At 69.6% G+C, this 13,261-nt stretch carries 12 protein-coding genes; 3 read left to right on the top strand and 9 right to left on the bottom strand.

Translation table 11 applies throughout. From position 1 onward, the window contains the following. Positions 1–21: 21 nt before the first annotated feature. A complete protein-coding gene (locus P8A18_RS23270) occupies positions 22–3,033 on the bottom strand; it encodes a UPF0182 family membrane protein (protein ID WP_306061088.1) in 3,012 nt (1,003 codons plus the stop codon). Between the two features lie 128 nt (positions 3,034–3,161). On the opposite strand from P8A18_RS23270, the gene P8A18_RS23265 reads away from it, so the two are divergent. Next, positions 3,162–3,731 (top strand): PPA1309 family protein, encoded by a 570-nt coding sequence (locus P8A18_RS23265; RefSeq protein WP_371933709.1) that lies wholly within the window; start codon positions 3,162–3,164, stop codon positions 3,729–3,731. A gap of 21 nt (positions 3,732–3,752) precedes the next feature. Here the strand turns inward: P8A18_RS23265 and P8A18_RS23260 are convergent, their stop codons facing one another. The 4 genes from P8A18_RS23260 to P8A18_RS23245 all read right to left on the bottom strand — a co-directional run bounded on the left by P8A18_RS23260 (position 3,753) and on the right by P8A18_RS23245 (position 6,980). Beyond that, a complete protein-coding gene (locus tag P8A18_RS23260) occupies positions 3,753–4,844 on the bottom strand; it encodes a YlbL family protein (protein ID WP_306057278.1) in 1,092 nt (363 codons plus the stop codon). 93 nt (positions 4,845–4,937) lie between these two features. Beyond that, entirely contained in the window at positions 4,938–5,126 is a 189-nt protein-coding gene (locus P8A18_RS23255) for a hypothetical protein (protein ID WP_026249277.1), read from the bottom strand. A 129-nt stretch (positions 5,127–5,255) separates the two neighbouring features. Then, entirely contained in the window at positions 5,256–5,717 is a 462-nt protein-coding gene (locus P8A18_RS23250) for a molybdenum cofactor biosynthesis protein MoaE (protein ID WP_306057276.1), read from the bottom strand. Between the two features lie 108 nt (positions 5,718–5,825). After that, entirely contained in the window at positions 5,826–6,980 is a 1,155-nt protein-coding gene (locus P8A18_RS23245; protein ID WP_026249275.1) for an SDR family oxidoreductase, read from the bottom strand. Positions 6,981–7,170: 190 nt separating this feature from the next. Between P8A18_RS23245 and P8A18_RS23240 the strand changes: the two genes are divergently transcribed. Both P8A18_RS23240 and P8A18_RS23235 read left to right on the top strand, forming a co-directional pair. Further along, a complete protein-coding gene (locus P8A18_RS23240; protein WP_306057274.1) occupies positions 7,171–8,649 on the top strand; it encodes a zinc-dependent metalloprotease in 1,479 nt (492 codons plus the stop codon). After that, entirely contained in the window at positions 8,646–9,194 is a 549-nt protein-coding gene (locus P8A18_RS23235) for an NUDIX hydrolase (protein ID WP_306057272.1), read from the top strand. The genes P8A18_RS23240 and P8A18_RS23235 overlap by 4 nt, the downstream gene beginning before the upstream one ends. A 68-nt stretch (positions 9,195–9,262) precedes the next feature. On the opposite strand, the gene P8A18_RS23230 is transcribed toward P8A18_RS23235, so the two are convergent. From P8A18_RS23230 to P8A18_RS23215, 4 genes are all read right to left on the bottom strand, one after another. Further along, the gene (locus P8A18_RS23230; RefSeq protein WP_018549886.1) at positions 9,263–10,018 is read right to left on the bottom strand and encodes an AIM24 family protein; all 756 of its coding nucleotides are present in this window, start codon (positions 10,016–10,018) and stop codon (positions 9,263–9,265) included. Positions 10,019–10,037: 19 nt separating this feature from the next. Further along, complete coding sequence (locus P8A18_RS23225; protein ID WP_306057270.1) at positions 10,038–10,718, bottom strand: AIM24 family protein; 681 nt, start codon at positions 10,716–10,718, stop codon at positions 10,038–10,040. A gap of 11 nt (positions 10,719–10,729) precedes the next feature. Further along, the gene (locus P8A18_RS23220) at positions 10,730–12,361 is read right to left on the bottom strand and encodes a TerD family protein (protein WP_306057269.1); all 1,632 of its coding nucleotides are present in this window, start codon (positions 12,359–12,361) and stop codon (positions 10,730–10,732) included. Between the two features lie 105 nt (positions 12,362–12,466). Then, positions 12,467–13,090, bottom strand: a complete 624-nt coding sequence (locus P8A18_RS23215) for a M48 metallopeptidase family protein (protein ID WP_306057267.1) — start codon at positions 13,088–13,090, stop codon at positions 12,467–12,469. Between the last annotated feature and the right edge of the window lie 171 nt (positions 13,091–13,261).

Genomic DNA, 13,261 nt, shown 5'->3' with positions numbered 1-13,261 from the left:
GGTGGAGCTTTACCGGGTCACTCAGGCCCCACCGGTATCGTTCGCCTTATCACTTGCTTTGTCCGACTTGTCCGATGCCTTGTTCGTATCGGCCTTGTCGCCCTTGCCGTCACCGTCGGCCTTACCGTCGCCGTCGCTCTTGCCGTCGCTGTCGGCCTTGCCGTCGCTGTCGGCCTTGGACTGGGCCGCCGCCGCCCGCTCCAGCGCGTCCTGGAGATCGGTCTGCGCCTTGCCGTAGGCCGCCCAGTCCTGCTTCTTCAGGGCCGCCTCACCTTCCGTGTACGCCTTCTGCGCATCGGAGATGGCCTTCTTGAGCGCGGCGTCACCGGTGGCCGGCGGCTGCGTGGTGTCCGGCGGCTCGGTGGTGTCGCCCGGTGGCTCGCTCGTATCGGAACCCTCGGCGCCGAAGACGGCGTTGAGCGCCTCACCGAGACTGTTCTCGAAGACGATCTTCGAGCCGTACGAGGCGGCGACCTTGCGCAGCAGCGGGTAGTTCTGCGTGCCACCGCGCGTGTAGACCGGCTCGATGTAGAGGAAGCCCCCTTCGAGCGGCACGGTCAGCAGGTTGCCGTACTCGATGTCGGAGTCGGTGCCCTTGAGGTTCCGCACGAACTCGGCGACGTCGTCGTTGCCGTTGAGCTCACTCTGCACCTGGCCCGGACCCTTCACGGCGCCGGTGACTCTCAGGAGTCTTATCGTGCCGTAGTCCTTGCTGGCCGCATCGGCGTCCACCGCCATGAACGCCCCCAGGTCGGGCCGTCCCTTGGGGGTGAAGGTCGTGGTCAGCGAGAACTTCTGGGCCGACTGGTCCGGCATCTTTATGCTCAGGTAGTACGGCGGGACGGAGCCGGACTCCTTGTTGGTCGGGTCGTCCGGGACCTGCCAGGCGTCACTGCCGCTGTAGAACTGAGCGGGGCTCGTGACGTGGTAGCGGGTCAGCAGCTCGCGCTGCACCTTGAACAGGTCCTGCGGGTAGCGCAGGTGCTCCATGAGCTCCTGCGGGATGTCCGACTTGGACTTCACGGTCCCGGGGAACGCCTTGCGCCAGGTCTTGAGGACGGGGTCCTCGGTGTCCCACTCGTACAGCGTGACCGTGCCGTCGTACGCGTCGACGGTCGCCTTCACCGAGTTGCGGATGTAGTTGACCTGGTTCTGCTGGGCGACGACCGCCCGCTGGTTCGTGGTCAGCGAGTCGGCCGTGGTGTCACCGAGCGTGGTCCGCGAGGCGTACGGGTAGCCGTTGGTCGTGGTGTACGCGTCGACGACCCACTGGATCCGCTTGTTGACCACGGCCGGGTAGGCGTCGCCGTCGATGGTGAGCCAGGGGGCCACCGCCTCGACGCGCTCCTTGGGCGTGCGGTTGTAGAGGATCCGCGAACCGTCGCCGATGGCTCCCGAGTACAGGATCTGCGGCTCGCTGAACGCCACCGCGTACGCGGCCCGGTTGAACGCGCTGGAGAGACTGACCCCGCTGTTGCCCTTGTAGCTGGTGGTCTTCTCGCCGTCCTCCTCGTAGTCGAGCTCCTTCTGGGGCCCGCCGACGATGGAGTACTGCTCGGTCTTCTCGCCGTAGTAGATCTCCTGCTTGTACGTGCCCAGGTCGCCGGTGGTCGGCAGGCCGGACTCGGTGAAGTCGGGAGATCCCTTCGGGTTCTTGCCGGTCGTGGTGCCCCGGGCCGCGATGGCGCCGTAGCCGTGGGTGTAGGTGAAGTGGTCGTTGATCCAGTTGCGCTTGGGGATGCCCTGGATGTTGAGCTCGCGCAGACCGATGACCGTGTCCTGGTCCTTGCCGGACTCGTCCTTGTAGCGGTCGACGTCGAGCGTCTTGGGGAACTGGTAGTAGTTCCTCTTCTGCTGGAGCTGCTGGAAGGCCGGCGAGACGACGTTGGGGTCCATCACCCGGTAGCTCGCCGCGGAGTCCGCGCTCGCCCGGAGCTTGGTGCCGTCGTCCTCCGTCGACTGGCCCGCGTAATCCGTGACCTGGGCGTTGTCGATGTCGTAGGCCTCGCGCGTGGCCTTGATGTTCTTCTGGATGAACGGGGCTTCCTTGGCCTGCTCGTTCGGCTGGACCTGGAACTTCTGCACGATCGCCGGGTAGAGCCCGCCGATCAGGATCGCCGAGAGGACCATCAGCCCGAAGCCGATCACCGGGAGCTGCCAGGTGCGCCGCCACAGCGTCGCGAAGAACAGCACCGCGCAGATCGCGGCGATGCAGAACAGGATCGTCTTCGCCGGCAGATAGGCGTTGGCGTCGACGTACCGCAGGCCCGTCCAGTTGTCCGTGGCCTTGAAGTCACTGGACTTCACGGCCAGGCCGTAGCGGTCCAGCCAGTACGCCACGGCCTTCAGCGTCACGAAGACGCCGAGCAGCACCGAGAGGTGGCCGGTGGCCGCGCCCGTGGCCCGCGCGCCGGGGCTGGTGATGCGCAGCCCGCCGTACAGGTAGTGGGTCAGGGCGGCGGCGATCAGGGAGAGGACCGTCGCCGCGAAGCCGAAGCCCAGCAGGAAGCGGTACCAGGGCAGGTCGAAGGCGTAGAACGACACGTCCAGATGGAACTGGGGGTCCTTCTGGCCGAACGACACGCCGTTCACATACATCAGCCAGGTACGCCACTGGCCCGAGGCCGAGGCCCCGGCGATCAGACCGACGAGCGCGGTGATCGCGAGCAGCACCCACTTCTTGTACGGGGCGAGACTCATCCGGTAGCGGTCCAGGCTCTGCTGCTCCAGCGACATCGCGCTCAGCGGCGGCCGGAGCCGGTGCGCGAGCCAGATGTTCAGACCGACGGCCAGGGCCATCAGCAGTCCGAAGACGAGGAACAGCCCGATCTTGGTCCACAGGGTGGTGGTGAAGACGGACGAATACGCGACCGACCTGTACCAGAGCCAGTCCGTCCAGAACCCGGCGAACATGACGAACGCCATGGCGAGAATCGCCAGGACGCCGAGTGTCATGAGCAGGGTTCGGGCGCGCCGGGACGGGCGGCCGACTCTGATCCGTGGCCCGGTCGGGCCTCCGCCGCGGTCCGGCATCTGGAAAGCCAACGTGCGCACCTCGAAGTTCGCGGGTCGTGTGGAGCGGGCCCAGCGATCGTAGAGCCCATCCCTTCAACTTACTGATGCTTTACCTAGTTCCCGTTCCCGGGGCGGAAGGAGGCAGGATGTTGTCCATGCCCAACGTTTCCCCCTCAGGCCCTCCGATGGCCGCGAGCCCGCTCACCGTCGCGGTGCTCGAAATCGACGAGTACATCTCCGGCCTCGGCTGGGACCAGCCCGCCCGCCTCTTCGCCCTGGTCGACACCGCCCGGCTGCGGGTCCAGGAACCAGGGCTCGCCGCCCAGCTCGGCCTGGACGACGACGGCTCGAAGGCCGCCGCACTGACCCCCATCGAGCAGGAGGAGCTGCCGGCGGGAACCGCGCTGGACGAGTTCCTCGCCACGATCGCCTGGCCCGACGCCGTCGTCGGGTGCGCGATGACGGTGGAGCGGCTGATGCTGCCGCCGTCCGCCGAGGCCTCCGTGCCCGAAGGCCTCAACGAGAAGCGGCTGACCGAGTGGGTCGCCGAGCACCCGGACCGGCAGGAGGTCCGGATGACGGTGGCCGTGCTGCGGGACGGGGCGCGCGAGTCGGCCGTACGGCTGCGTGAGAAGGACTCGCCCAGCGAGGTGCTGACCGGTGCCGGCCTGGTGCCGGGACTGGCAGAGGCGCTGGCCGCGACGTTCGAGTCCTGACCGCCCGGTGCGGGGGCGCGGTCAGCCTGCCGAGCAGCTCGGCAGTCCGGCCGTGTCCCCCGTGCGGAGCTTGTCCAGGGACTTCTTGGCGTCCGCGATGGTCTTGACCCGGATCAGGGTGAGCCCGTCGGGGGTGTCGGAGGCGGCGGCCTTGCAGTTGTCGTCGGGGGTCAGGAAGTAACGTGCGCCCGCGTCGCGCGCGCCGACCAGCTTCATGTTGATCCCGCCGATCGGGCCGACCTTGCCGTCGTCGTCGATGGTGCCCGTGCCGGCGATGAACTTCCCGCCGGTCAGCTGCCCCGGGGTCAGCTTGTCGACAATGCCCAGGGCGAACATCAGCCCCGCGCTCGGGCCGCCCACGTCGGCGAGCTTGATGTCGATGTCGAAGGGGAAGGTGTGGTCCGTCCCCGCCTGGATACCGACGATGGCGCGGTTCTCCTTGGCGGAGGCCTTCCGGGTGGTGATGGTGACCTTCTCGGAGCCCTCGGGCTTCTTGCCGGCCTTCTCGGCCGCCGCCGCGGTCTTGGCCGGGATCACCGTGAAGGTGACGTCCTCGCCGGGCTTGTGCCGGGTGACGAGCTTCGCGACGTCCTCGGGCTCCTCGACCGCGGTGCCGTCGACGTCCTCGATGATGTCGCCCGCGTGCAGCTTGCCCTGGGCGGGGCTGTCCTTGACGACCGTGGAGACCACGACGTACGACGTCACCGGGATGCCGAGCTCGGTGAGGGCCGCGACCTTGGCGCTCTCCTGGGACTGGCTGAACTCCTCGGCGTTCTCCTGCGTCGACTGCTCCTCGGTCTTGCCGTCCGGGTAGAGCGTCTCGTGCGGTACGACCACACTGTCGTGGGCCAGCCACCCGTAGAGGGCCGCGACGAGGTTCATGCTGTAGTCGGCGCCGGTGACCCTGACGGTGGTCATGTTGAGGTTGCCGGACGTCTTGTACGTCTGGTGGCCGGTGATCTGCAGGACGGGATCGCCCGCGACCTTGCCGAGTGTGTTCACCGTCGGACCGGGTGACATCTCCGAATACGGCACTTTGATGACCACGCCCGCACAGATCAGTGCGATCAGGATCAGCGTGGAGGCGAGCATCGTCGCGGTGCGGCGTGGCATGGAACGACAGTACGGGAAGGGTCTGTCAGTGCACCGCCGGGGCCGGTCCGTACGGGGCCCGGGGCGGGGGCGTCGAGGGCGGTCTCCGCGGCCTCAGACGTTCGATATCTGCTCGAGCGGTTCGGAAGCGGAGTGCGACTTCTCCATCGCTTCACGGAACCGTGCGTACCCGGCGAGTTCGGTGACGTCACCGGTCGTGCGATTACGTGCGGCCCAGCTTCCCCATATCGCTGCTCCGAACGCAGCGAAAAGCGGAATCAACAACCAGGCGAGTGCTGCCATGCCGACCTCCCTACCCCAATGAGCGGTCGCAACTGACCGATCAGCAGATTAACCATCCGCAGGACCAACGCTCACGGCCGGGGTGCGGTTACGCAAATCGGGGCGGATGCCCGCCGTTCCGGTTTGCGCTCAGCAGGCTCCGACCCACTCCTCCGTGCCATCCGAGAAGCGCTGGTGCTTCCAGATCGGAACCTCGTGCTTGAGGTCGTCGATGAGCTTGCGGCAGGCCGCGAAGGCCTCCGCGCGATGGGGGCAGGAGACCGCCACGACCACCGCGAGATCACCCACTCGCAGGTCACCCACTCGGTGGACCGCCGCCAGGGCCCGCACGGGGTAGTCCGCGACGACCTTCTCCGCCACCCGGCGCAGCTCCTCACCGGCCGAGGGGTGGCACGAGTAGCCGAGGGCGTCGACGTCCTGGCCGCCGTCGTGGTTGCGCACGGTGCCGACGAAGAGCGCGGTGCCCCCCGCGGCGGCGTCGCCGACCGCCCCGAAGACCTCGTCCACCGACAGCGGCGTGTCGCGGATGTCCAGCAGCCGGATCGGGTCCAGTGCCGTCTGCTCGCCCGGATGGTCGTACGTGAGTGCCATGACCACCATCGTGCCGTACCGCGCGGACAACACGGAATTGCCGATTCACCCGGCGGGCCGCGCCGCGCCTTGGAGCCTCCTACAGCGGACGGCCCGCGGCCCCCGCTCTCAGATGCGGCGGCGGGCCTTGCGGGCGCGGCGGACCAGGGCCGCGGTGCCCAGGAGGGCGACGGTCGCGCCGGCGGCTCCGGCCGCGGTGGCGTCCTTGCGGCCGAGCCTGCGGCCGGCGACGGTGTGGCGCCCCTCCACCTCCTCCAGGAGCGCGGCGAGCACCTCCTCGTTGGTCCAGCTCGGGCGCCATCCCGCGTCGTGCAGCCGGCTCACGCTGACCACCCAGGGGTGCATCGTGTACGCCAGGTCGCCCGCGGGCGAGGGGGTGAGGCCGATCCGGTGCAGCCGGGCGGCGGCACCGAGCGCGACGGCGGAGGGCAGCTCCATCCGGCGCACCCCGCTCAGCTCCTCGACCTCGGCCTGTTCGAGCCAGCCGTCGCAGCCGACCGCGAACTCCCCGTCGATCTTCTCCAGTGCCGCGTACTCCAGCGCCGTGACCAGGTCGTCGACGTGGCAGAACTGCCAGGCGGGCCGGGAACCGGCCACGACGAGCAGCCGGGGCGACTCGAAGTAGCGGGTCAGCGCGGTGTCGGTGCCGCCGACGAGCACGGTCGGGCGCACGACGGTGACCTGGAGCCCGGGGTGGGCGCGCGGCGCTCGGCGGCCCAGCCGTTCGATCTCCAGCAGGTCTCCCACGCCGGTGGCCTCGGCGGTGGCCCGCAGCTCGGCGTCCTCGGCGAGCGGGAGGTCGTTGTCGGGCAGCGCTCCGTAGACCATCGCGGAGGTGCACAGGACGACGCGGTGCACGCCGACGGCCGCGGCGGCGGTCAGCACGGTCTGGGTTCCCCGCACGTTGTAGGCGGTGCGCGCGGCGGGGTCGGTCTCCAGGTCGAGGTCGAGGGCCAGGTGCACCACGACGTCCGCGCCGCGCAGCTTCTCGGCGATGGCCGGGTCGCGTACGTCGAGGAGGTGCCAGGTCGCGTCGGAGACATCGCCCCGGCGCTCGTCGATGGCGATGACCTGTTTGATCTCGTCGGAGGCCGCGAGGCGCGCGGTGAGGAGCTCACCGACGCCCTTCGCGGCTCCGGTGACGGCCACGACGGGGCCGCGGCTTCTTGGGCGGCCGGGGACGGACGTGTTCTCGGGCTTCTTCTCTAGCGATGGGTCGGCCAGGTTTCGCGCTGCGCGAACCTGCGGATCTGGGGAACTCACCGGGCGTCTCCAGCGGTTGTCTTCAGTACGTACCCGCATGACACGTACGTACCAGGTGGCGTCCATCCTGCCGCAGGGCCGGTGCCGACGGAGCACTGAGGCCCTGAGCGGACTTGGTGTCTACGCTGGAAGGTGATGTCGGGCAGTCGCCGTCGGTTCCCACCGGCGGCCCTACGAGCCGAGGAAACCCGTGAGTGACACCCCATTCGGATTCGGCCTTCCGCCGGAGGAGCCGGACGACGGCGACAAGGGCAAGAAGAACGACCCCACCGGAGGTGGGCAGGGTTCGGGCGGTCCGGCGAACCCGCTCGGCTTCGGTCCGGGCGCGGGCGGTGACAACCCCTTCGCCGCCATGTTCGGCTCCATGAACCCGAACGATCTGGGCGCGGCGTTCCAGCAGCTCGGGCAGATGCTGAGCTACGAGGGCGGTCCCGTGAACTGGGACATGGCCAAGCAGATCGCCCGCCAGACGGTGTCGCAGGGCACGCCGGACGGTTCCAAGGACGCGAGTGTGGGCCCCGCCGAGCGCGCCTCGGTCGATGAGGCGCTGCGTCTGGCCGACCTCTGGCTGGACGGGGCGACGTCGCTGCCCTCCGGTTCCGTCTCCAGCGTGGCGTGGAGCCGCGCGGAGTGGGTGGAGGCGACGCTTCCGGCCTGGCAGCAGCTGGTCGACCCGGTCGCCGAGCGGGTGGGCCTCGCCATGGGCGATGTGCTGCCCGAGGAGATGCAGGCGATGGCGGGCCCGCTGATCGGCATGATGCGGTCGATGGGCGGCGCGATGTTCGGCCAGCAGATCGGGCAGGCCGTCGGCGTGCTGGCGGGCGAGGTGGTCGGTTCGACCGACATCGGGCTGCCGCTCGGCCCGGCCGGCCGCGCCGCGCTCCTCCCGCTGAACATCGAGCGGTTCGGCAAGGACCTGAGCGTCCCGCAGGACGAGGTGCGGCTGTACCTGGCGCTGCGCGAGGCCGCCCACCAGCGGCTCTTCGCCCATGTGCCGTGGCTGCGCTCGCATCTGTTCGGTGCCGTCGAGGGCTACGCGCGCGGGATCAAGGTGGACACCAGCAAGCTGGAGGACGTGGTCGGCCAGTTCGACCCGTCGCAGCCCGAGCAGTTGCAGGAGGCGCTCCAGCAGGGGATGTTCCAGCCGGAGGAGACCCCGGAGCAGAAGGCGGCCCTGGCCCGGCTGGAGACCGCCCTGGCCCTTGTGGAGGGCTGGGTGGACGCGGTGGTGCACGCAGCCGCGAAGTCCCGTCTGACCTCCGCCGACGCGCTGCGCGAGACGATGCGCAGGCGGCGCGCTTCCGGTGGCCCCGCCGAGCAGACGTTCGCCACGCTCATCGGCCTCCAGCTGCGGCCGCGGCGGCTGCGTGACGCCTCGCGGCTGTGGGCCTCGCTCACGGACGCGCGCGGTCTCGACGGGCGCGACGCGCTGTGGGAGCACCCGGACATGCTCCCGACGGCGCACGACCTGGACGACCCGGACGGTTTCGTCCACCACGAGCAGCTGGACTTCTCGGAGCTGGACAAGATGCTCGGCGAGGCGGCGAACGGGCCGCGGAAGCCCGCGCCCGGGGCGGATGCCCAGGACAAGCAGGACAAGCAGGACAAGCAAGACACCGCTGCCGACGGCGACAACAGCAGCGACGGCAAGGACGACACCGACAAGTGAGCCTGCACGACGAAGCCGTCCTCGTACTGAAGGGTTACGAAACCGGGGGCGACGCGGCCCAGGAAGAGTTGCGCGACACCTATCTGGCGCACCTGGCGCTCCATCCGGACGCCATGTGGAAGGCCTGCGATGCAGGGCATCTCACGGCCAGTGCCCTGGTCGTCGACCCCGAGCGCGGCCGGGTGCTGCTCACGCTGCACCGGAAGCTGCGGATGTGGCTGCAGATGGGCGGCCACTGCGAGCCGGGGGACGCCACGCCGGCCGCGGCGGCGCTGCGCGAGGCGACGGAGGAGTCCGGCATCCCCGGGCTGACTCTGCTGCCGGGCGGGCCGGTGGTCCTGGACCGCCATCCGATCCCCGGCCCGTGCCACTGGCATCTGGACGTCCAGTACGCGGCGCTGGCGCCCTCGGGCTCCACGGAGCGGATCAGCGAGGAGTCCCTCGACCTGCGCTGGTTCCCCTACGACGAGGTGGCGCGGGTCGCCGACGCCTCGGTGGTCCGGCTGATGGAGCGGACCCTCGCGGCGCTCGACGGCGGCCGGTAGCCGCCCGTACGACACGCATGGGTAAGGGGCGGCCTCCAGAGAGGGCGCCCCTTACCCATGCGTGTGGCTCAGTTCCAGGAGTTGTTCTGGTTCTGGCCGTGCGCGCCGTGCTGGCCCACACCGAACTGGGCGGCGAGGCCCTGTCCGATCTGGGCGTTCTGCGGCGGAAGCAGCTCGCTCGGCTGCACCAGGGCGAAGCCCTGTCCGAGGAAGCTGAGCTCCCAGCCCTCCCCGGTGTTGCCGCGGCGGCGGAAGACACCCGAGGAATGCGTCTGGGCCTGCATCTGCACCCGCAGGGAGCTGGACCAGGCGACGATCGCGTCGGCGTCGGCGCTGACGTACTTGTCGGGCGTGACCTGCATCATCAGCGGCTGGCCGGAGGTCATCAGCGCGACCTTGCCGGTGCCGGAGATGTTGAGCTGGTACTTGCCGGTGCCCGAGATTCCGTACTGGCTGTCCACGGCGATGACCTCGGCGTGCAGCGAGGAGTCGAGCGCCAGGACATAGGCGCTGTCGACCGTCAGGCCGTCGTGGTCGACGTCCACCACGTGGATGTACTGCGCCAGGTTGGCGAAGTAGACGGTGCCCTGTCCTGAGCAGCGCATCAGGTCCAGGCCCTCGCCGGTGTGGGCGCGGGCGCGGCGCTGCTCGTTCGACTGGTATTCGCCGTCGAACTCCATCAGCCCCTGGTAGGCGACCATGGCGCCCTTGCGGGCGAGGACGTCGTCGTGGCCGGTCAGCGAGACGCGCAGGAGCTGCGGGTTCTGGATCGTGTAGCGGTCCTGGGACTGCTGTTCCGTGTAGTTGAAAAGCGGACTCTGCATGGTGTGCTCTCCCTCCCCGTCAGTTCCGGATCCGCAGCCGGTCGGTACTGTCCTCGCTCGGCTGGACGACGACGATCCCCTGGCCGGAGAAGGCCATCTGGAACGCCTCGCCGCTGCCCCGCCCGATGAGCGACGATGCCTTGAAGCTCCGCTTGCCCTTCACCCTGAGGTTCGGGGACCAGGCCACGAGGGCGTCGGGGTCCACGTACGTCTCGTCCTCGCCGCGTCCGCAGTCGACGACGATCGGCGTGCCGCGCGAGGTGATCGCGACCCAGCCGGTGCCCGAGATGCAGACGTTCCACAGCCCCTGGCCGGCGAACTTGGCGAGCCCCTTGACCCGCTCGACGCCCCAGGTGAGATGGCCGTCGAAGGCGAGGACGTTGGTGCCGTTGACCGAGAGGGAGTCGTTGTTGAGGTTGATGACGACGACATCGGCGCCGTAGTCGGCGAGGTAGAGCAGCCCGTCCCCGGTGCACTTCATCAGGGGCGCGCCCTCGCCGGTGATCCACTGCGAGGCGATCTGGCGGACGGCGGGCGGGTTGGGCTCGTACTGGATGAAGCCCTCGTACGCCACCATCGAACCGGTGCGCGCGTAGAGGTCCTGGCCGGTCGCCATCGCGACCTTCAGCATGGAATGGCCGTGGTTCTCCATCCGGGCCGTGACAGGGGTCGGGACGTAGCCCGCGAGTTGCTGGTTCATGACGGGCTCCCTCAGACCTCGTAGGGCTGGACGACGATGAAGTTGCCGGGGGCGCCCCGGAACTGGAGGTTCACGGACTCCCCGCTGTGACCGGGATACGCGTTGCGGCGCAGCCGGACCTGGCTGGAGACGATCACCTGGGACGCGGACGACCACGCCACCACGGCGTTGCAGTCGGCGAAGGTGGTCGGGGTGACCGGCAGGACCACGGGGGTGCCGTGAGTCTTGACGACGATGGTGCCGGTGCCCTGGAACTGCATGGTGAACAGGGCGCCGCCGGGGATGCCGTGGCCCTCGATCCTGCGGACCTCGTACTGGAGCGACTCGTCGAAGGCGAGGACGTTCTCGGCGGAGACGCAGATGCCGTCGCCCTGGAGCTCGATGGAATGCAGATGGGTGCCGTCCTCGGCGAGGAAGACCTGTCCGCGGCCGGTACAGCGCATCAGCTGCATTTCCTGGCCGGTGGCGTTCCCGACCATGCGGCCGGCGAAACCCGCGCCCTTGTAGCTGAAGTCGACCTTGCCCTGGTACATCACCATGCTGCCCTGCCGGGCCAGCACTCCGGCACCGCCGCTCATGGTGAGGTCGACCCGCATGAGCTGGCTGTTCTGCGAGGTCCAGCGCTGACCGGTGGCGGTCTCCTTGTACGGCTGGAGCGCGGCCAGCAGCCCGGCACCGGCCTGCGGAACGCCCTGCTGCCCGCCCGGCGGCATCCCGGGAGGCTGCTGTCCGAACGGGGCGGGGGCCGGCTGTCCGTACGGCGGAGGAGCCTGTCCGGGGACCTGTCCGAACTGCGGCGGCTGGGGCGGCTGCCCGAACTGCTGTCCCGGCTGCTGCCCGTACGGGGCGGGTGGGGGTGGCGGCGGCGGGGGTACCGTGCCGCCGGGCGGCGGGGCCAGGGGGGCGACGATCGTCGGCGCGGCGTGCATCTGCTGCTGCGCGGCGGGCATCGGCGGCGGGGCGGGGGCGGGCGGCGCTCCGAAGGACGGTGCGGGCTGGGGCGCCTGAGGGGCCTGCGGTGCGGCCGGGGCGCCGAACGACGGAGCCGGGGACGCCTGGGCGGGCGGGGCGAAGGACGGTGCTGCGGCCTGCGGCTGCGGGGCGGCCGGTTCCTCCTCGGCGACCTCTCCGCCGAAGTTCTTCAGCAGCGCTTCGAGTCCGCCGTCGAAGCCCTGGCCGACGGCGGCGAACCGCCAGACGTCCTTGCGGTAGAAATCGCCCAGCATGACCGCGCGCTCGGTGCTGAACTCCGAGCCGGTGAACGCGTACCTGACGACTTCCTCGCCGCCCGCGACGATCCGGATGTAGCCGGGGCCGACCTGCGACATCTGCCCGGCGCCGTCCACCGTCGCGGTGAACGACAGCCTGTGGATGCTCGCCGGAATACGGTCCAGGGTCACGCGGAAGGACTCGGTGTCACCGGCCTGGGCACCGAGGAGCTGAATGGACTCCTCAGGGGATTTCGGCTGATTGAAGAAGATGAAATAACGGTCGTCGGAGAGCTGCTCATTGGCATCGAGCCCGAAGCAGCTGATGTCAAAGGTCAGTCCCGGGCCGGCGATCTGCACACCTACGTACAGGTCCGTCCCCGGCGTGAGATCGCTGATCTTGGCCTTGTGGCCGCGTTGGAATTCCCTGGCCATGCGTAACGACCGTCCCCCATCCGGAAGGTGAATGCGTCGCGTCAGGCTATCCGCAAACTCCGGCAGGGAGTGAAGCCGGTACAGACCCGGTACACAAACCCCGCGTCACTCGCCGCGCGCGGCCGGCAGGTGCGGCAGCCGGTCGGCCGCCACCACCCCTTCCAGATAGCCGCGCGCCCGTTCGGTGCGCGGATAGGCGTCCAGCAGCCGCCAGAACCGGGGGCCGTGCCCAGGCACCAGGAGGTGCGCCAGCTCGTGGACGAGCACATAGTCCACGACGTACTCCGGCATGCCCTGCAACCGGTGCGACAGCCGGATACTGCCCTCGGCCGGGGTGCAGGAGCCCCACCGGGTGTTCTGGTTGGTCACCCACCGCACCGATACGGGCCTGGCCCGGCCCTGGAAATACTGGGCGGACAAGCGCTCCGCGCGTTCGGCGAGCTCGGTGTCGCCGATGATCCGCTTCTTCTCCTGGGCGGCCAGCTTGTCGAGCATCACGTTCACCCAGCGCTGCTCCTCGGCCTCGGACATCCGGGCCGGAATCAGCACAATGGTGCGGTCGCCCTCTCGGTACGCGGAGACCGTCCTGCTGCGACGGGCGCTCCTGCGGACCTCGACGGCGCTCGTCGCCGAGGCTCGGCGGGCAGGGTCCGCCGAGCTTCGCCGGTGGGTTCCGGCTGCGGGCGCGGCAGGCTCCCCGGCGGGGCCGGGCGACGGGTCGGCGGGCACGGCACGACGTTACCCGCTGCCAGGCCGGGAAGTCCCGCCCCCGGGACGGTTCCGCATGATCGGCTCCATGCCTTGCACCATTTGAACGACTAATACCCCAGGCCTGTGGATAACTTTCCGCACGCCTCGGCGGTCCGCTGCATTCTGGCAATGCACATCGCACAGCAGTCA

This window comes from Streptomyces sp. Mut1 (assembly GCF_030719295.1).
In the GTDB taxonomy this organism is placed as follows: Bacteria; Actinomycetota; Actinomycetes; order Streptomycetales; family Streptomycetaceae; genus Streptomyces; species Streptomyces castrisilvae.
The sequence above is the reverse complement of the archived record's forward strand: the minus strand, read 5'-3'. Positions and strand labels throughout refer to the sequence as shown.